The sequence below is a fragment of the Pseudomonas sp. FW305-7 genome, from assembly GCF_058786735.1.
Genome location: NZ_JBYSZA010000021.1, coordinates 68,358 through 88,465 on the forward strand (window position 1 = coordinate 68,358; position 20,108 = coordinate 88,465).

Here is a 20,108-nt window from a genome sequence, read left to right on the forward strand (position 1 = left end):
CACAGGGATTTGAGGGATTGAGGGATTTGAGGGAATTCAGGAATCACAGAAAGCACAAAGGGGAGCCGAGGCTCCCCTTTAATTTTGTCGTCGCGTGCTCTTTTTTATTATTGAGGGTCGGTCTGTTGTTGTTTTTGGCAACCGTGGCCCTTTACCGCTGTTTTTGGCGACCCCCATCCGGGGTCAAGAGCAAACGTATTTTTTTGAGCGCTGATCTGCTTTCTCGTTAAACGATCCAACCGATTCGGGAGCTACCTGAAGGTAGTTTTATTGTTCTCTGCCCGGTTGCGGGTCACTCCTGAGAGCACCCTGAAAAGCACACCTTCTCCAAAAAAATCTGTTAGCTGCGTCTCTGCCGTGTTGTTTTTGTTATGTCAGAGTCGGTACGTCTTATTTTTATTGTGGTTTGCTGCTTTTTATTCTTGTTATGCCATAGAGATAGCAGAACGCGTGCCAACTTTTAAAAATCCTTATAAATCAACAAGATATGGTTTTTTAGGATTTTTCGTTTCGGCAAAGCCAGACAATTTGTTTCCGTGTTACTCGCTTATGCCCACGTTTTCGACTCAGCGGTAACACCGTGGTCCCTCACTGTGCGCTCCGAGCCTTGGCCACGCGCGAACCGCTCGGCCGACCGAGCACCGCGCTGATCTGCTGACCCGCGGCAATCAAGGCGTCCAGGTCGATACCGGTGTCGATTCCCAGGCCATTGAGCAGGTACACAACGTCTTCGGTGGCGACGTTACCGCTCGCACCTTTTGCGTACGGGCAGCCGCCAAGCCCCGCGATAGAGCTGTCGAACACGGAAATGCCTTCGAGCAGGCTGGCGTAGATATTGGCCATCGCCTGGCCATAGGTGTCGTGGAAATGCCCGGCGAGCTTGTCGCGTGGTACTTGCGCCGACACCACTTCAAACAGCCGGCGGGTGGCGCCAGCGGTGCCGGTGCCGATGGTGTCGCCCAGCGAAACCTCGTAGCAGCCCATCGCGTACAACTCGCGCGCGACCATTGCCACCTGCTCCGGCGCGACCGTGCCTTCATACGGGCAGCCGAGCACGCAAGACACGTAACCGCGCACGGTAACGCCATGCTGTTGCGCCGCTTCCATGATCGGCGCAAAGCGCGCCAGGCTTTCGCTGATCGAGCAGTTGATGTTGCGCTGCGAGAAGGCTTCGGACGCGGCGGCGAACACCGCAACTTCCTTCACACCGGCAGCAATCGCATCTTCAAAGCCACGCAGGTTCGGCGCCAGTGCACCGTAGGTAACGCCGGGTTTGCGCTGGATCTGCGCGAACACTTCGGCGGAACCGGCCATTTGCGGCACCCATTTCGGTGAAACGAAACTGCCGACTTCTATATAGCCAAGACCGGCGGCGCTCAAGGCGTCGACCAATTGCACCTTGTCGGCAACGCTGATCGGTTGAGCTTCGTTCTGCAGGCCATCGCGTGGGCCGACTTCGATCAGGCGTACTTGGGAGGGGAGGGACATAGGCTGACCTGCTCATTTGAATTCGTGGTGAACCCTTGTAGGAGTGAGCCTGCTCGCGATCACGGTAGACCAGTCAACATGACCGTCGAATGTGAAATGGCAATCGCGAGCAGGCTCACTCCTACAAAGGGATTTGAGTTGTTTACTGGATCGCTTGCTGGCTTTTAAGCGTCTGCTCCAGCGCCTGCACACAGCGCTCTTCGGCGGTGTCGAGTTCCAGTTTCATCTGCTCGATGTCGAGCAACTGCTGTTCCAGCTGTTCGCGACGTTCGCTGATTTTCGCCAGCATGCTGTTGAGTTGTTTGGTGTTACCGCTCGACGGGTCGTAGAGCTCGATCAGTTCGCGGCATTCGGCCAGTGAAAAACCGATGCGCTTGCCGCGCAGGATCAGCTTCAGGCTGACCTTGTCGCGTGGCGAATAGATGCGTTCCTGGCCACGACGCTCGGGGCTGAGCAGGCCTTGTTCTTCATAAAAACGGATCGCCCGTGTGGTTATGTCCAGTTCGCGGGCGAGGTCGGAAATGCTGTAAGTCTGGCTGCTCATGAAAGCGCTCGAAAAAAGGTCTTGGCGCTAAGCTAATGGCAGGTTGACGTTTACGTCAAGCGGGATGATCTGTGGTGTTCATGCTGGCCTCATCGCGAGCAGGCTCACTCCTACAATTGGTTGCATTTCTTCAGATGAAACACGGTCAACTGTAGGAGTGAGCCTGCTCGCGATGGGCGCGCCTCGGTTTAAAGTCTTACACCTTATCCAGCTTCTTCTCATGCGCCGTCACCTGCTGGCACAACTCGATCATCTGTTCGCGCATCCAGCGATTCGCCGGGTCCTGGTCGGTGCTTTCATGCCAGTACAAATGCGTCTCCACCGGCGGTACATCGTTGACCGGCAGATTGAATGCATGCAGTTCATGTCGTCGGGCAAAGCGCTCCGGCACGGTCATGACCATATCGGTTTGCTGCATCACCTGCGACGCCATCAGGTAATGCTGCGAGCGCAGGGCGATCTTGCGCTGAATGCCCATTTTGCCCAGCGCCAGATCGACATAACCCAGACCACTGCGGCGGCTGGAAATGTGGATATGGGTCAGCGACAGATAATCATCGAGCGACAGTTTTTCCTTGCCTGCCATCGGATGGCCCTTGCGCATCGCACAGACGTAACGGTCTTCCATCAGCTTGACGTGACGCACCTGCGGGTCAGTGTTGAGCGGTGCATCCACGGCAAAATCCAGGCGTCCGGCCGCCAGTTCCTTGGTGGTCTCGCGGCGTTTCGACAGAAAGCTTTCGATGATCACCGTCGGCGCCAGACGGCGCAGACGCTGGAACAGCGGCGGCAAAATCACCGCTTCGGTGAGGTCGGTCATGCTGATGCGGTAGGTCTTGACCGCTTGTGCCGGGTTGAAAATCCGGCTTTCCTGAACCGACACGCGCAACAGCGACAGCGCGTTACGCACCGGGCCGATGATGTTCTGCGCCATCGGTGTCGGCACCATGCCCTGAGCGGTGCGCACGAACAGCGGGTCGTTGAAGGTCTCGCGCAGTCGCGCCAGTGCGTTGGACACCGCTGGCTGAGTGATCCCGACGATCTGCCCGGCGCGGGTCAGGTTGGCTTCGGTATAGATCGCGTCAAAGACGATGAAAAGGTTGAGGTCGACCTTGCTCAGATTCATAACGCGGCTTCTCTTGTTATTCAGGGCGGTGTTTTAAGGGCTGACGATCACTGGATCATATATCGGTGATGAATGTTTATACACGCCGAGAATAGGCTAGGTAAATTATCAGCGCTGTTCTAGCATCGATTGCATGCCTTAAACAACCTCTGCTGAAGAACTGCCAACCATCGGGAGCTGCTCATGGATTTCGCTTATTCGCCCAAGGTGCAAGAACTGCGTGAGCGCGTAACCGCGTTCATGGACACTTACGTTTATCCGGCTGAAGCGGTGTTCGAACGCCAGGTTGCCGAAGGCGATCGCTGGCAGCCGACAGCGATCATGGAAGAGCTCAAAGCCAAGGCCAAGGCCGAGGGCTTGTGGAATTTGTTTCTGCCAGAGTCGGAACTCGGTGCCGGCCTGAGCAACCTTGAATACGCGCCACTGGCGGAAATCATGGGCCGCTCGCTGCTCGGCCCTGAGCCGTTCAACTGCTCGGCACCGGACACCGGCAACATGGAGGTGCTGGTGCGTTACGCCAACGAAGAACAGAAACAGCGCTGGCTCGAACCGCTGCTGCGCGGCGAGATCCGTTCGGCATTCGCCATGACCGAGCCGGACGTGGCCTCATCCGACGCCACCAACATGGCCGCCCGTGCCGTGCGCGATGGTGACGAGTGGGTGATCAACGGCAAGAAGTGGTGGACTTCCGGCGCCTGCGACCCGCGCTGCAAAATCCTCATCTTCATGGGCCTGAGCAATCCTGATGCACCCCGTCACGCCCAGCACTCGATGATCCTCGTGCCGGTTGATACCCCCGGGGTGAAAATCGTCCGTCCGCTGCCGGTATTCGGCTACGACGACGCGCCGCACGGTCACGCCGAAGTGCTGTTCGACAATGTGCGGGTGCCTTACGAAAACGTCCTGTTGGGTGAAGGACGCGGTTTCGAAATCGCGCAGGGTCGCCTTGGCCCAGGGCGGATTCACCACTGCATGCGTTCGATCGGAATGGCTGAGCGCGCACTGGAATTAATGTGCAAACGCTCGGTGAGCCGTACCGCGTTCGGCAAACCGCTGGCGCGTTTGGGCGGTAACGTCGACAAGATCGCCGACTCGCGGATGGAAATCGATATGGCGCGCCTGCTGACGCTGAAAGCGGCATACATGATGGACACCGTGGGTAACAAGGTGGCGAAGAGCGAGATTGCGCAGATCAAAGTCGTTGCGCCCAATGTTGCGCTGCGCGTGATCGATCGGGCGATCCAGATCCATGGCGGGGCAGGAGTTTCCAACGATTTCCCACTGGCCTACATGTACGCCATGCAACGCACCCTGCGCCTGGCTGATGGCCCGGACGAAGTGCACCGTGCGGCGATCGGCAAGTTCGAGATCGGCAAGTATGTGCCGAAGGAAATGTTGCGTAGCGAGCGCTGAGCCAGAACTTCACCCCTGATCGTTCCCACGCTCTGCGTGGGAATGCATCCCGTGACGCTCCGCGTCACAGCGGACGCGGAGCGTCCATGGCGGCGTTACCACGCGGAGAGTGGGAACGATCAGGCGCAAGTCAATACACCCAAACCTCAACCCGCCGATTCTTGATCCGCCCTTCATCCGCATTGTTCGCCGCCACCGGCATCAGCGCCCCAAAGCCGCGAACCTCACGCAACACCACCCCGCTCTTCACCAACTCGCGCCGCACCGCCATCGCCCGCAGCTTCGACAGCAAATCTGCCCGCGCCGGATCGTCCTTGGCATCGCCAAATCCGACCAATGTCACTGCGCGTTCGGTCTTGTCATGGCGCTTTATATAGTCGAGTACCCGTGCCAGATCCTGATGCGCCTTGTTATCCAGGGTCGCGCTGCCTTCTTCAAAACGGAAATTCACTGTCAGACGCTGGGCATGCCGGCTGAGGGATTGATAACCCTCTGGCATCAGCGCATTCGGTGCGACCGTCATGGCCTGCACGGTCTGGCTGATAAAACCGTTGGCCGCGACAATCGCCTGACCCTGAGGGCTCTGCGCAAATGCCACCAACGCTTTGGCCCATGGGTTCTTGCTGTCCGGTGGCAAATAGAAGAACAGCCGTCGCGACAGTGGATAGTCTTCGGTGGCGATCAGGCTGTTGAGCGGCAGCATCGATTGCGACGCGCCATCGGCAATCGCAACCGCTTTAGCCTGACGCACGTAAGGTAAACCGATGAAGCCGATGCCTTGCGGATCGGTGCTGACGGCGTCGGACAATTGCTCACTGGATTCGAACCTTTTCGCAGAAGTACTCAGACTTTTCCCACGACGACTCAGGACCAGTTCCTTAAACGTGTCGTACGTGCCGGACTGATCATCCCGGGCATATAAATGAATCGGCCCGCCACGGGCACCGAGGTCTTCCCAGGTCTTCACCTCGCCGCTGAAGATCCGCGCCAGTTGCTCGGTATCCAGTTGCTGCAATGGGTTATCGGGGTGAAGGATGATCGCCAGGCCATCGATGGCGATGACTTGCTCGGCGCTGGGACTTTTCAGATCGCCGAGCGCTTGCAGGCCGAGCAACTCGCTGTCTTTGATCTCGCGGGAAGAGGCGGCCACATCGGCGCTGGCGTTTTTCAACGCGGTGAAACCGGTGCTGGAACCGTGGGCGGTGACGTCGACGACCACGCGTTTGCCGTCGGCAGTCTGTCCAACGACGCGTAGTTCGTTGGCGGTGTCCGGGGTTTCTCGGTGGACCTTCAGCAAGCCTTGCTCTTGCAGCAAGCCTTCGACCAGCGCCGGGCCGAGTTCCGCGCCAATCGTGTTGGAGCCCTGAATGCGCAGCGCCGGGCCGTTTTCGGGTATCGGCAGGGCCGCGGCAGAGACCGACAGCCATGCACTGAATAGAAAAACGCACAGAACACGCAGGGTCATGCCGGCACCGAATCAAGCCAAGGGGATTGCCGGGGAGATTAAGTCAGGCGTATGACCAAAACATGACAGCCATTCAATGTAGAGGAGCCTTTGTGGCGAGGGGATTTATCCCCGATGGTTGGCGAAGCCGACCCAAAACTTGTGAATGCGGTTTAACAGGAAAAATTTTGGGGGCGCTTCGCACCCCATCGGGGATAAATCCCCTCGCCACAGGTCAGTCGACCACAGAACCTCATTGTCAAATGTGATTCTGTGGTGGCTTCAAGGTCAGGCCAGTTCAAGCCAGATCGGCGCATGGTCCGAAGGCTTTTCCATGCCGCGCAGTTCATAGTCCACGCCCGCCGCTTTCACCCTTGGCAACAAACCGTGCGACGCCAGAATCACATCGATGCGCAGTCCACGCTTGGGCTCATCTTCAAAGCCACGGCTGCGGTAGTCGAACCAGCTGAACATGTCAGTCACGTCCGGGTTCAGGTGACGATAGCTGTCGGTCAGGCCCCAATTTTTCAGGCGGGCCATCCACTCGCGCTCTTCCGGCAGGAAGCTGCATTTGCCGGTTTTCAGCCAGCGCTTCATGTTGTCCGGGCCGATGCCGATGTCGCAGTCTTCCGGAGAAATGTTCACATCGCCCATCACCACCAGTGGCTGTTCGTTGTGGAACTGGCTTTCCAGCAGCGCTTGCAGGTCGCTGTAGAAACGCTGTTTGGCGGGGAATTTGGTCGGGTGGTCGCGGCTTTCGCCCTGTGGGAAATAGCCGTTCATGATTGTTACCGGTACGCCATTGGCGTCGGCAAAAGTGCCCCAGATGAAGCGGCGCTGGGCGTCTTCTTCGTCAGTGGCGAAACCTTTGTGGATCGCGATCGGTTCCTGGCGCGAGAGCAGGGCAACGCCGTAATGACCTTTCTGACCGTGGAAATACACGTGGTAGCCGAGGGCGCGGACTTCTTCCAGCGGGAACTGATCGTCGTGGACTTTGGTTTCTTGCAGGCCGATCACGTCTGGCTGGTGTTTTTCGATCAGCGCTGCCAGCTGATGCGGACGGGCGCGCAGTCCGTTGATGTTGAAGGAAACGATCTTCATGGTCGGCAGTCCTGGCAAAAGGGCGATGCTAGCTGACATGGGGGATGGGGGCCAGTGTGGGAGAAATCATTTTGCCCTGTGGGATTTGTGTTGCCAGCAATGGCGCCATCGCGAGCAGGCTCACTCCTACAGGGGAACGCATTCCAAATGTAGGAGTGAGCCTGCTCGCGATTGGCGTCCTCACAGTCGATGAAGATCCATGGTTGGTCTATACCTGTGGGGAACTGTGCCAACGCCAAAGGGTTCGTACCAACAAGAGCGCAGCCAATTGAGCCGTGCCCCGGGGAGAATCATCGTCATGCCTGAAACCCAGACCGCCATCGCCGACATCCATATGCTTGATCGCGGCTACTCGCGCGAAGCCCGATCCCTGCTGTATCAGGCTTATCGCCACGAGCCGACCTTCGGTTACCTGTTCGAGGCCGAGCGTCCCGGCTATGAGCAGCGTGTGCGGGCGACGGTGCGCGAGTTGGTCAAACAACATTTCCTTCAGGATTTGCCGGCCATCGGCCTGCTGGTCAACGACCGCTTGATCGGCATCGCCCTGATCGCACCGCCGCAACGTCGGCTGGGCATCACCGAAAGTTGGGCGTGGCGCTTGCGCATGGTGCTCAGCACCGGTTTTCGCTGCACCCGGCGCTATCTGGAATATCACGATGCCGTGGCCGCGTGCGTGCCCAGCGATTCGGTGCACATGCTGCCGCTGCTTGGTGTACACCCGCAGTTCCAGGGCAAACACTTCGGCGAGCAACTGCTGACCGCCGTGCACAACTGGTGCGCGGTGGATGAAACCTCACAAGGCGTAGTGCTCGACACCGGTAACCCGCGTTACCTGGAATTTTATAAACGTCAGGGTTACGAGGAGATTGGCGAAGTTGCCGTCGGCCCAGTGCGAGAACACGTATTTTTTCACGCCAATCCACAAGTGTTACAAACTGCAACGGCTTAGAGGTCGAACTTTACCGGCACCCCAGGCTCTATCACGCTCCCAAGCTCGTGATAGCATCCGCGCCTATGAAGTTTCCAGGAAGATTTACCAGTGGCGTGCTCATGCTGTTAACCAGCTGTGCGGCACTGGCGCAAAGTGAATTGGATGTGCGGATCAAACCGTCCAACGATGAACTCAAGGCCAATATAGAAGGCTATATCGGCAGCCTCGGCGATCGCGACGAAGAAGCCTTGCTGCGCTTCAGTCGCGGCGCCGAAGAGCAGGCGCGCAAGGCGGCTCAGGCGTTGGGCTACTATCAGCCGCAGATCGAAAGCGACGTCAAGGGCGGGGACAAACCGCGTCTAGTCCTGAAAATCGATCCCGGCGAACCGATTCGCCTGCGCAACGTCACCATTCGCGTCGACGGCCCGGCTGCTTCCCTCAAATCCTTTCGTGTGCCGAACAGCGACGTGCTCAAATCCGGCGCGGTGCTCAACCATGGTCGCTACGAGGACGCCAAGCGCCTGATCCAGAATCAGGCTTCGCGCTTCGGTTATTTCAGCGGCCACTTCACCAGTCAAAAGCTTTTGGTCGACCCACGCGCTGGCGTCGCCGATGTCGAATTGATCTACGAAAGCGGCCCGCGTTATGCGCTGGGCAAAGTCAAATTCGAGGGCGACACGCCGTTCGACGAAGACCTGCTGCAACGCATGGTGCCGTTCAAGGAAGGCGAGCCCTACGACTCCGAGCTGATCGCCGAACTCAATCGCGACCTGCAATCGAGCGGCTATTTTGAAGGCATACGCGTCGATGCCGCACCGACCGCGGCGAAAAACGACGTGATCCCGGTGGACGTCAAACTCGACACGCGCAAGCCGCGCACCATGGGCTTGGGCCTCGGGTATTCCACCGACGTCGGGCCGCGGGTCAAAGCCAACTGGACACGCCACTGGGTCAACCCGCAAGGCGACAGTTATGGCTGGGAAGCGGAAATCTCCGCGCCACGGCAAAACGTCGGGCTGTTCTATGACATTCCGCTCGACCCGCCACTGACTGACAAATTGCGTTGGGCCGGCGGCTATCAATTTGAAGATATCGACGGCTCCGATACGTTGAGCAAACTGCTGACCTTCGGCCCGGAATGGCACAGCAAGTTGCCCAGCGGCTGGCAGCGCGTGATCTCGCTGAAATGGCAGCGCGAAGAATATGAACTCGGCGACGACTCCGGCCTGAGTACTTTGCTGATGCCCGGCATCAGCTATTCCTACCTGAAAAGCGACAACCGCATCGACCCGCACAACGGCTATCGCCTGACTTTTGAAAGCAAAGTGGCGAAGGCGGGCGTCGGTTCCGACAACAACCTGCTGTATGGCACCGCGCTGGTCAAAGGCCTGACCACGGTGTTCGACAAACACCGTTTCCTCGGCCGTGTGCAGGTCGGCGGCAGCGCCACCAACGGTTACAACTCGGTGCCGCCGTCGCTGCGCTTCTTCGCCGGTGGCGATCAGAGCGTGCGCGGTTACGACTACCAGAGCCTGTCGCCGAAAAACTCCGACGGCGACCGCATCGGTGGCCGCTACATGGTCGCCGGCAGCGTCGAGTATCAATACTCGGTTGCCGAGAAATGGCGGGTCGCGACCTTTGTCGACCAGGGCAACTCTTTCAACAAACTCGAACTGCCGAACCTCAAGACCGGGGTCGGTATTGGTGTGCGCTGGGTCTCGCCGGTAGGGCCGATCCGCCTCGACCTGGCCCATGCGCTGGACGACGATGGCGGCATCCGGCTGCACTTTTCCATGGGGCCTGAGCTGTGAAGCGTGGTTTGAAAATTGCGGCGCTGGCGCTGTTGGCGCTGGTGCTTTTTGTTGTCTTGAGCATCGCCACCGTGCTCGGCACCCAGGCGGGCAGCCGCTGGGTGTTGGGTCTGGTGCCGGGCTTGAGCGTGGAGAATTTCCAGGGCCGGCTCGCTGGGCAGTGGAGCGCCGATCATCTGTTGTGGCAGCAGGACAGCAGCCGCGTCGAGTTGAACAAGGCGATTTTCGCCTGGTCACCGCTGTGCCTGACCCGCATGACACTGTGCATCGAACAGCTCAAGGCTGATCAGGTCATCCTGCAATTCCCGCCGAGTGAAGAAAGCACTGAAAGCGGTCCGATCAAACTGCCGGATCTGCAACTGCCCGTAGCGATCGAACTCGGCGACGTGCAGGTCGGCAGCTTGCTGTTCAACGGCAGCGAGCAGCTCAAGGGCCTGCAACTGGCGGCGCACTGGACGGCCCAGGGCATGCAGATCGACAGCGTGAAATTGCAGCGCGACGAGCTCAGCCTGAACCTGTCCGGAACACTCACGCCGACCGGTAACTGGCCGCTGAACATCGCCGGGGATCTGACCCTGCCGTCTCCCGGCACCGGTCCCTGGACGCTGGCGTTGAAAATCGACGGCGATCTATTGAAAACCCTCAACTTGCACGCCGACAGCCGTGGCTACCTCGACGGTCAACTGACTGGCGAGCTGCAACCGCTGGCGGAAAACCTCCCGGCCAAGGTGCGCATATCCAGCGAGGCCTTCAAACCGAGCGCCGATCTTCCCGACACCCTGCAACTCAATCAATTGCTGCTGACCGGCGAAGGCGATCTGAAAAACGGTTACCAGCTCAACGGCACCGCCACGCTGCCGGCGGATAAAGGCCCGGTGGCGCTGCTGCTCACCGGCAAAGTCGACGCCAGCGGTGCGCAAATCGCCGGCCTCGATCTGACGGCCAACGACAAGCAAAGCCTCAAACTCACCGGCAGCGTCGACTGGAGCAAAGGCCTCACGGCGCAAGCCAACGTCAATTGGCAGGACTTCCCGTGGCATCGGCTCTATAACGAAATCGACGAGCCGCAAGTCGCCTTGCGTACCTTCACTGGCGAAGTCTCCTACACCGACGGTCAATACATCGGTAACTTCGCCGCCGCCCTCGACGGCCCGGCGGGGGCATTCAGTCTGAGTAGTCCGTTCAGTGGCAACCTCAAACAGATCGCTTTGCCGCAACTGCAAATGCAAGCCGGGCAGGGCAAGGCTGAAGGTCACGTCAACGTGCAGTTCGCTGACGGTATCGCCTGGGACACCGCGTTGGACTTGTCGGCGCTCAACCCGGCGTACTGGGTCGCCGAGCTGCCGGGCACTTTAGCCGGCCCGCTGAAAAGCCAAGGCGAAATGAAAAACGAACGCCTGAGCCTGACCGCCGATCTCGACCTGAAGGGCAAACTGCGCGGCCAACCGGCGATTCTGCAAGCCAAGGCTGATGGTGCTGGCGAACAGTGGAACCTCAATGCCCTGCAAATCCGCCTCGGCGACAACAGCATCAGCGGCAAAGGCAGCCTGCAACAGAAACTCACCGGGCAGATCGACATCAAGCTGGCGCGGCTGGCCCAGCTGTGGCCAGAACTGCGCGGGCAGATCAACGGTCAGGTCAACGTCGCCGGTACGCTGAAGGCGCCGCAAGGCAAACTCGGTCTGCAAGGTTCGCAACTGGCGTTTCAGGACAATCGCCTGCAAAGCCTCAACCTCGACGCCACGCTCGACAGTGCGCAACGAGCCAAGATCGATCTGAAGGGCAGCGGAATTCAGGCCGGCGATACCAATCTGGGCGTGTTGACCGCCAGCGCTCAGGGCGACATCAAGAACCAGAAACTCAGTCTCGATCTGCTCGGCCCGAAGCTGAAACTGGCTCTGGGTCTGGACGGCAATCTGGACAAGGGCAACTGGCGCGGGCGCTTGGCCAGCGGTGATATTCAGGCCGGCGGTCAGGACTGGAAGTTGCAAAACCCGGCGAAACTCGAACGTCTGGCTGACGGCAAAATCAACTTCGGCGCCCATTGCTGGATGTCCGGCAGCGCCAGTCTGTGTGGTGAGGATCAACGGCTGATGCCCGATCCGAAACTGCGTTACCACCTCAAGCAGTTCCCGATCGAAAGCCTGGCGCAATGGCTGCCCAAGGATTTCGCCTGGCAGGGCAAGCTTAACGCCGACCTGCAACTGGATCTGCCGGCCAGCGGCCCGAACGGTGTGATCAGCATCGACGCCAGCGGCGGCACCTTGCGCATGAAGGAAAAGGATCAGTGGCTGGATTTCCCTTACCAGACCCTGAAGCTCACCAGCAAACTGACGCCCAAGCGTGTCGATACCGAACTGAATTTCGTCGGCGGCAAACTCGGTGAACTGATGGTGCAGGCGCAGCTCAATCCGCTGCCGAAAAACAAACCGCTGAGCGGCTCGTTCCGTCTCAGCGGGCTGGATCTGTCGGTGGCGCGGCCGTTTGTGCCGATGGTCGAAAAGCTCACTGGACGCCTCAACGGTAGCGGCACGATTTCTGGCGGGCTGCTGGCGCCGTTGGTCAACGGCACCGTGCAACTCAGCGATGGCGAGGTATCGGGCGCCGAATTGCCGACGGAGCTGCAGGACCTGCGACTCAAAGCGGTGATTGCCGGTGAGTCGGTGCGTCTGGACGGCGGCTGGAAGAGCGGCAAGACCGGGCAGGGCAGCCTCAGCGGTAACGTCGCCTGGGGCCAGGCGCTGATGGTCGATCTGGCGTTGAAAGGCACGCAACTGCCGGTCACCGTCGAGCCTTACGCCAAGCTGGAAGTGGCGCCGGATCTGAAAATCTCCATGGCCGGCGACGAGTTGAAGATCGCCGGCAAAGTGCTGGTGCCCAAAGGTGAAATCACCGTGCGTGAATTGCCGCCATCCACGGTGAAAGTCTCCGACGACACGATCATCGTCGGTGCGCAGACCGAAGAGGGCAAGCCTCCGATGGCCATGAAAATGGACATCGATGTGGTGGTCGGCGAGGACCGACTCAGCTTCGCCGGGTTCGGCCTGACCGCCAACCTGCAAGGGCATGTGCACATCGGCGACAACATGGACACCCGTGGCGAGCTGTGGCTCAACGACGGCAAATACCGCGCCTACGGCCAACGCCTGACGGTGCGGCGTGCGCGCCTGCTGTTTGCCGGGCCCATCGATCAACCGTATCTGGACATCGAAGCGATCCGCCAGACCGACGACGTCATCGCCGGTATTCGCCTTAGCGGCAGCGCCGAGCAACCGACCACGCAGATCTTCTCCGAGCCGGCCATGAGTCAGGAGCAGGCGTTGTCCTATCTGGTCTTGGGCCGCCCTCTGAGCACCAACGGCGAAGACAACAACATGCTCGCGCAAGCGGCGTTGGGTCTGGGTTTGATGGGCAGTTCGGGAGTCACCAGCAGCCTGGCCAAGGATCTGGGGATTCAGGACTTCCAGCTCGACACTCAGGGCAGCGGCAACACCACCAGCGTGGTCGCCAGCGGCAACATCTCCGAGAAACTCAGTTTGCGTTATGGCGTCGGCGTGTTTGAGCCGGCCAACACCATCGCGCTGCGTTACAAACTGAGCAAGAAGGTTTATGTCGAGGCGGCCAGTGGCGTCGCCAGCTCGCTGGATATCTTCTACAAGCGCGATTTCTAGGTCGCGCTCCCCATCGCCGGATCGCACCGCAGCGATCCGGCATTGCCCGAATGTATTAGACTCAGCGCAGCTCGAAAGCTGCGCGGTTTGCGGCTGCCCGAAGACAACAGGGAAGCCTATGGTTCGCTTGAGTATGGTTTTGCTCGGTAACGATTTTGTCCGCAAGCGTTGGTCGGCGCTGGCGCTGACGGGCATCGTCTGGGGGGCGGCCGGTGTAGCCATTTTCATTGATGCGCTGGACGGCGTTTTGTATTTCCCGCTGCATGTGTTCGGCTATCTGTTGTTGCTCGAAGCCCTGATCATTCTGCTGGTGCCGGCACCGCAAACCGGCACCGCCACTGCTACTGCTCTGCGCAAAGTGCGAGGTCTGGCTTTCCTGATACTTGGACTGCTGATCGTCGACAGGCAACATGCTGCCAGCCTGATTCTGGCAGTGCTGTGTGGTGTGGCGTTTCTGCTTGATGGCGGCTTTCGGCTGGCGGCGGCGGTAGTGGTGCGCTTTGTCGGTTGGCAAGTGTCATTACTCACGGGGTTGTTCGAAATCGGCTTTGGCCTGTTCATCCTCGAACCGTACCCGACGCTTTATAAGGGCACTGTGCCGTTCTGCATTGGCATGAGCCTCTTTCTCTCGGGCGGCGCCTTGCTGCGGCAGTCTTTGCGCTTCAAAAACTGGCAGTCGCCGTTAAGCCCTTTCTCGGTCAGCGCGCCGGCACCCAGCACCGCGCTGGTGATCCACGTCTGGACACCGAGTGGCACGGTTGACGACACCTTGGTACGCAACCGCCTGCTCAACCGCTATATCGCGGCGGTCGACATCAACGGCGTGATCTCTGCCGGCCACGCGGCACTGGCATGTGGCCCGGACATCTACATCAGCCATTACCCGCTGGACGACATTGATCGATCGGCGGGGGATTTCGTCCGGTTGTTGCGGGCGACGCCGAACAATGATGTGGCCGGCAGGTTTCTGCCTGACTATGCCGGCGAGGTGGCGGACTGGTGTCCGTCATCGGTGCAGGTCAGTTTTGCCCATTACGATGCCCGGCGGCTGGCGGCGTTCTGGGCGGATTATCGGCAGAACACCACGTACAACCTCACTAGCCGCAATTGTTCCAGTGCCGTCGCCCATAGCCTCGAAGCGGCCCTTGAGGGGGCGATGAATCGGGGCCAGTCGAGCATGCTTGATTTCGCCCGGATCATTACCAGCCCCGAGTTCTGGGTGGCGGCGCAAGTGCGCAAACGCGCCGAGGCGATGGCCTGGACGCCGGGGCTGGTGCTTGATTATGCGCGGGCATTGCATGCGGCCATCGAGCCGGCGCCACCGGGCTGGCATGGCCTTTACGCGGGGGCGAAGCGCGCCTGCGGGTATGTCGCCACGGCCCTGCGTGGGCGTGAGGTGCATCCGGTGCAGCCGCCACCTGCGAACCCTTCTGACAAGTCCTGACCGGCATTCCACCGAGTCGCCTCAATCGCTGGCAAGCCAGCTCCCACAGGATCTGTGTCGTACACAAAATTCATGTACGCCCGAGAACCCTGTGGGAGCTGGCTTGCCAGCGATGGCGTGCGCCTGTGCAACACAAAACCCCAGTCCATTGGTCAACTAATTACCAAGCCTCCTAACTATTCCATTGACATTCGCTGCCTAGGCAGTAACATCTCGACATACATTCACTGCCTAGGCAGTTATTAGGTGAGCAAATGAAGCATTTCACCCCGGACGAATTCAAACACTGCCACCTCGGCCTGTTGCTTGGCCGTGCTGCGCTGCTCAAAGACAAGATCATCGACACCCACATGGAACCCCACGGCATCACCGCCGCGCAGTTCAAGGTGTTGATCATCATGGCTCAGTTCGGCGTCGATACCCCGGCCGAGCTGTGCCGGCACCTGTCGCTGGACAGCGGTTCGATGACGCGCATGCTCGATCGTCTGGAGCAGAAAGGCTTTCTGGCTCGCCAACGCAGCGAAGGCGATCGCCGTCAGGTGCAGCTCAAGCTCACTGAGCAAGGCCAGCAACTGGCCGATCGCCTGCCGCACATTGGTGCCGACGCCATGAATGAACTGGCCGGCGCCGTGACCCCGGACGAGTTGAAAACCCTGGAATACATTCTCAAGAAAATCCTGCTGGCAGCCGGTGACCCGATCACTATCCAGCGGTTAGGTGAACACAATGAGCGGTAAAACCTTGCGCAGCAGCCTGACGCTGGTGCTGTCGGCGATGATCCTCGCCGGTTGCGCCAACTACAGCGGCCTCGATACCCACGGCAAGAACCTTGATGCGAAAAGCCTGAAAGTCGGCCAGTCCCTGAACGGCGTGACTCTGTCGCCGGCCGCTTGGCCGAAAAGCGATTGGTGGACCAGCCTCGGCGATCCGCAACTCGACGGTTTGATCCGCGAAGCCCTGCACGACAGCCCGGACATGCAGATCGCCGAAGCCCGCGCCCATCAGGCCAGCGCCGCCGCGTATGCCGCCGACGCCGCACGCTATCCGACCCTCGACGCCAGCGCCGGCATCAGCCGTTCGCGTCTGGCCAAGGATCAGGATCCGCGCGGGCAGGGCGATGCCTACGCCACCGTGCGTAATGTCAGCGCCGGTTTCAATTACAACTTTGACCTGTGGGGCGGCCAGCGCGATGCGTGGGAAGCTGCACTCGGTCAGGCCCGCGCCGCTGAAGTCGACCGTCAGGCCGCGCAGTTGACGCTGGCTGCCGACGTCGCCCGTGCCTACAGCGATCTCGGTCAGGCGCACATCGTTTATGACCTGGCCAACGACGACCTCAAGCGCACCAGACAAATGCTCGACCTGAGCCAGCGTCGCCTGAGTTCGGGGATCGACAGTCAGTACCAGTTCCAGCAAACCCAAAGTCTGGAGGCCAGCTCCGAAGCCAGCCTGATCGATGCGGAAAAGCGCCTGAACAGCGCGAAGATCGCCTTGGCCGTGTTGCTCGGCAAAGGCCCGGATCGCGGCAATGAAATTGCCCGGCCGAAAGTCCTGCAAGCCAGCGCTGTCGCGGTGCCGTCGGTCTTGCCGGCAGAACTGCTCGGTCGTCGCCCGGATCTGGTCGCCGCCCGCTGGCGTGTAGAGGCGGCGAGCAAAGACATCGACTCGGCGAAGACTCAGTTTTATCCGAACCTGAACCTGACGGCCTCGGCCGGCGCGGAGTCCTTGTTGGGTGACGCGATGTTCGGTTCCGCCAGTCGCTTCTTCAACATTGCCCCGACCATTTCGGTGCCGATCTTCGACGGCGGGCGCCTGCGCGCCAACCTCGATGCGCGCGACGCCGATTACGATCTGGCGGTGGCGCAGTACAACAAAAGTCTGGTGAAAGCACTGGGCGATGTCAGCGACACGATCAATCAGTTGCGTGACATCGGCCGGCAGATCGGTGCGCAGCAACACGCCACCGAGATTGCTCAGGACTCTTACAACACCGTCGTCCAGCGTTACGGTTCCGGCATCGGCAACTACCTGGACGTGCTCAGCATCGAGCAGCAATTGCTGCAGGCCCAGCGTCAATTGGCCAACCTCAATGCCGAGCAGATCGACCTGTCGATTCAACTGATGCAAGCGCTGGGCGGCGGCTTCCAGGGTGAAACCCTGACCGCAGCCAACGCCAGCCCAGCCACGCCGCACAACTAATTCAAGGTATTTGTCATGGCCACTGCCGAAAACACTCAAGCTCAAGACAACACCCCCGACACCGGCAATCCGCGCAAACGCAAAGTCATGCTGGTGGTGCTGGCCGTTGTCGTCCTTCTCTCCTGCGCTGGCGTCTGGGCCTATCACGAGTTCATCGGGCGCTTTAACGAAAGCACCGACGACGCCTACGTCAACGGCAACGTCGTGGAAATCACTCCGTTGGTGACCGGCACCGTGGTCAGCATTGGTGCTGACGATGGTGATCTGGTTCACGAAGGTCAGGTGCTGATCAACTTCGACCCGAATGACGCCGAAGTCGGCCTGCAAAGCGCGCAGGCGAAACTGGCGCGCACCGTGCGTCAGGTGCGCGGTCTGTATAGCAACGTCGACGGCATGAAAGCCCAGGTCAACGCGCAACAGGCTGAAGTGCAGAAGGCTCAGGACAACTTCAACCGCCGCAAGAACCTCGCTGCCGGCGGGGCGATTTCCCAGGAAGAACTGTCCCACGCCCGCGACGACCTGACCTCGGCGCAAAACGCCCTGGCCAACGCCAAGCAGCAACTGAAAACCACCAGCGCACTGGTCGATGACACCGTGGTGTCGTCGCACCCGGACGTGATGTCGGCCGCCGCCGATTTGCGTCAGGCTTACCTGACCAACGCGCGCAGTACCTTGATCGCGCCGGTCACCGGTTACGTGGCCAAACGCACCGTGCAACTCGGTCAGCGCGTACAGCCGGGCACCGCGCTGATGGCGGTGATTCCGCTGGATCAGTTGTGGATCGACGCCAACTTCAAGGAAACCCAACTGCGTGACATGCGCATCGGTCAGCCGGTCGACATCGAGTCCGACATCTACGGCAGCGACGTGAAATACAGCGGCACCGTCGACAGCCTCGGCGCCGGTACCGGTAGCGCGTTTGCCTTGCTGCCGGCGCAGAACGCCACCGGTAACTGGATCAAGATTGTTCAGCGTGTGCCAGTGCGCATTCACATCAACGCCGAAGAGTTGGCCAAGCATCCGCTGCGCGTCGGCCTGTCGACCAACGTTGAAGTGAACCTGCATGACCAGAGCGGCCCGGTATTGGCTCAGCAACCACCGCAAAAAGCTTCGTTCAGCACCAACGTCTACGACCGCCAGTTGGCCGAAGCCGACGCGATGATTGCCCAACTGATCCACGACAACAGCGCTGCGGTGAGCAAAACCGCTCAACGCTGATCTGCACTGACCTTGTAGGAGTGAGCCTGCTCGCGATAGCGGTGTATCAGACCCAATTTCCTCGACTGATACACCGTTATCGCGAGCAGGCTCACTCCTACAGGGCTGCGGCGACCATCAGGTTTCATAGGATTCACAATGAGCAATAACGCCTCTTTCACGCCGCCCAGCCTGTTGCTCAGCACCATCGGCCTGTCGCTGGCGACCTTCATGCAAGTGCTCGACACCACCATCGCCAACGTGGCGCTGCCGACGATATCCGGCAACCTTGGGGTGAGTTCGGAGCAGGGCACCTGGGTCATTACGTCATTTGCCGTAAGTAACGCGATTGCGCTGCCGCTGACCGGTTGGCTCAGCCGCCGTTTCGGTGAGGTGAAGCTGTTTCTCTGGGCGACCATGCTGTTTGTGCTGGCCTCGTTTCTCTGCGGTATTTCCACATCGATGCCCGAGCTGATCGGCTTCCGTGTCCTGCAAGGTCTGGTGGCCGGGCCGCTGTACCCGATGACGCAAACCCTGTTGATCGCCGTGTATCCTCCCGCGAGGCGCGGCATGGCCTTGGCGTTACTGGCGATGGTCACGGTGGTCGCGCCGATTGCCGGGCCGATTCTCGGTGGCTGGATTACCGACAGCTACAGCTGGCCGTGGATCTTCTTTATCAACGTGCCGATCGGCATCTTCGCGGTGATGGTGGTGCGTTCGCAACTGGCCAAACGGCCGGTGGAAACCAGCCGTCAGCCGATGGATTACGTTGGCCTGATCTCCCTGATCATCGGCGTCGGCGCTTTGCAGGTGATCCTCGACAAGGGCAATGACCTGGACTGGTTCGAGTCGAACTTCATCATCATCGGCGCGGCGATTTCGGTGATCGCGCTGGCGGTGTTCATAATCTGGGAAATGACCGATCAGCACCCGGTGGTGAATCTGCGCCTGTTCGCCCATCGCAACTTCCGCATCGGCACGCTGGTGTTGGTGTTGGGTTACGCCGGGTTCTTCGGCATCAACCTGATCCTGCCGCAGTGGTTGCAGACCCAGATGGGCTACACCGCGACCTGGGCGGGGCTGGCGGTGGCGCCAATCGGTATTTTGCCGGTGCTGCTGTCGCCGTTTGTCGGCAAGTACGCGAACAAGTTCGACCTGCGCTTGCTGGCCGGTCTGGCGTTTCTGGCGATTGGCTTGAGCTGCTTCATGCGCGCCGGGTTCACTAATGAAGTGGACTTCCAGCACATCGCTTTGGTGCAGCTGTTCATGGGCATTGGCGTGGCGCTGTTCTTCATGCCGACCCTGAGCATCCTGATGTCGGACTTGCCGCCAAGCCAGATCGCTGACGGTGCCGGGCTGGCGACTTTTCTGCGAACGCTGGGCGGTAGCTTTGCGGCATCGCTGACCACGTGGATCTGGATTCGTCGGGCTGATCAGCATCATGCGTACATGAGTGAAAGCATCAGCACCTATGAGCCGGCGACACGCGAGACCTTGAACCATTTAGGCGGGGCGAGCCAATCGGCTTATGCGCAGATGGATCAGATTTTGACCAGCCAGGCGTACATGCTCTCCACCGTGGATTACTTCACGTTGCTGGGCTGGGGCTTTATGGGGTTGATTCTGATTGTGTGGCTGGCGAAACCGCCGTTTGCGGCGAAGGCAGGGCCGGCCGCTTCCGGACATTAAGGCAATACATAACCTGTGGGAGCGGGCTTGCCCGCGATGGCGGATTTCCAGTC

Annotated in this window: 14 protein-coding genes; 9 read left to right on the forward strand and 5 right to left on the reverse strand. The window is 59.9% G+C overall.

From position 1 onward, the window contains the following. Positions 1-588: 588 nt before the first annotated feature. The 3 genes from AC3WMT_RS22460 to AC3WMT_RS22470 form a co-directional block, all read right to left on the reverse strand. The gene (locus AC3WMT_RS22460; RefSeq protein ID WP_103305273.1) at positions 589-1,488 is read right to left on the reverse strand and encodes a hydroxymethylglutaryl-CoA lyase; all 900 of its coding nucleotides are present in this window, start codon (positions 1,486-1,488) and stop codon (positions 589-591) included. A gap of 142 nt (positions 1,489-1,630) precedes the next feature. Continuing rightward, positions 1,631-2,032: a MerR family transcriptional regulator gene (locus AC3WMT_RS22465; protein ID WP_038362702.1), complete on the reverse strand. Its 402-nt coding sequence runs from the start codon at positions 2,030-2,032 to the stop codon at positions 1,631-1,633. 196 nt (positions 2,033-2,228) lie between these two features. Further along, positions 2,229-3,158: a LysR family transcriptional regulator gene (locus AC3WMT_RS22470; RefSeq protein WP_095189900.1), complete on the reverse strand. Its 930-nt coding sequence runs from the start codon at positions 3,156-3,158 to the stop codon at positions 2,229-2,231. Positions 3,159-3,341: 183 nt separating this feature from the next. On the opposite strand from AC3WMT_RS22470, the gene AC3WMT_RS22475 reads away from it, so the two are divergent. Then, entirely contained in the window at positions 3,342-4,571 is a 1,230-nt protein-coding gene (locus AC3WMT_RS22475; protein WP_103305274.1) for an acyl-CoA dehydrogenase, read from the forward strand. 130 nt (positions 4,572-4,701) lie between these two features. Here the strand turns inward: AC3WMT_RS22475 and AC3WMT_RS22480 are convergent, their stop codons facing one another. Continuing rightward, positions 4,702-6,036: a substrate-binding domain-containing protein gene (locus AC3WMT_RS22480; RefSeq protein WP_103305275.1), complete on the reverse strand. Its 1,335-nt coding sequence runs from the start codon at positions 6,034-6,036 to the stop codon at positions 4,702-4,704. Positions 6,037-6,303: 267 nt separating this feature from the next. Further along, positions 6,304-7,116: an exodeoxyribonuclease III gene (xthA, locus tag AC3WMT_RS22485; RefSeq protein ID WP_103305276.1), complete on the reverse strand. Its 813-nt coding sequence runs from the start codon at positions 7,114-7,116 to the stop codon at positions 6,304-6,306. A 298-nt stretch (positions 7,117-7,414) separates the two neighbouring features. Between xthA and AC3WMT_RS22490 the strand changes: the two genes are divergently transcribed. The 8 genes from AC3WMT_RS22490 to AC3WMT_RS22525 all read left to right on the forward strand — a co-directional run bounded on the left by AC3WMT_RS22490 (position 7,415) and on the right by AC3WMT_RS22525 (position 20,055). Then, complete coding sequence (locus AC3WMT_RS22490; RefSeq protein ID WP_103305277.1) at positions 7,415-8,065, forward strand: GNAT family N-acetyltransferase; 651 nt, start codon at positions 7,415-7,417, stop codon at positions 8,063-8,065. 65 nt (positions 8,066-8,130) lie between these two features. Next, positions 8,131-9,858 (forward strand): autotransporter assembly complex protein TamA, encoded by a 1,728-nt coding sequence (locus AC3WMT_RS22495; RefSeq protein WP_103305278.1) that lies wholly within the window; start codon positions 8,131-8,133, stop codon positions 9,856-9,858. Next, positions 9,855-13,529, forward strand: a complete 3,675-nt coding sequence (locus tag AC3WMT_RS22500) for a translocation/assembly module TamB domain-containing protein (protein WP_103305279.1) — start codon at positions 9,855-9,857, stop codon at positions 13,527-13,529. Before AC3WMT_RS22495 ends, AC3WMT_RS22500 begins: the two co-directional genes overlap by 4 nt. 118 nt (positions 13,530-13,647) lie before the next feature. After that, the gene (locus AC3WMT_RS22505; protein ID WP_103305280.1) at positions 13,648-14,973 is read left to right on the forward strand and encodes an HdeD family acid-resistance protein; all 1,326 of its coding nucleotides are present in this window, start codon (positions 13,648-13,650) and stop codon (positions 14,971-14,973) included. Positions 14,974-15,227: 254 nt separating this feature from the next. Further along, positions 15,228-15,710 carry a MarR family winged helix-turn-helix transcriptional regulator gene (locus AC3WMT_RS22510; RefSeq protein WP_103305281.1) on the forward strand — a complete coding sequence of 161 codons (483 nt, stop codon included), beginning with the start codon at positions 15,228-15,230 and terminating at the stop codon, positions 15,708-15,710. Beyond that, entirely contained in the window at positions 15,700-17,169 is a 1,470-nt protein-coding gene (locus tag AC3WMT_RS22515) for an efflux transporter outer membrane subunit (protein WP_103305282.1), read from the forward strand. The genes AC3WMT_RS22510 and AC3WMT_RS22515 overlap by 11 nt, the downstream gene beginning before the upstream one ends. Before the next feature lie 15 nt (positions 17,170-17,184). Continuing rightward, on the forward strand, positions 17,185-18,387 hold the full coding sequence (locus AC3WMT_RS22520) for an HlyD family secretion protein (RefSeq protein ID WP_103305283.1): 1,203 nt from the start codon (positions 17,185-17,187) through the stop codon (positions 18,385-18,387). Positions 18,388-18,525: 138 nt separating this feature from the next. Continuing rightward, the gene (locus AC3WMT_RS22525) at positions 18,526-20,055 is read left to right on the forward strand and encodes a DHA2 family efflux MFS transporter permease subunit (RefSeq protein WP_103305284.1); all 1,530 of its coding nucleotides are present in this window, start codon (positions 18,526-18,528) and stop codon (positions 20,053-20,055) included. Positions 20,056-20,108: the final 53 nt, after the last annotated feature.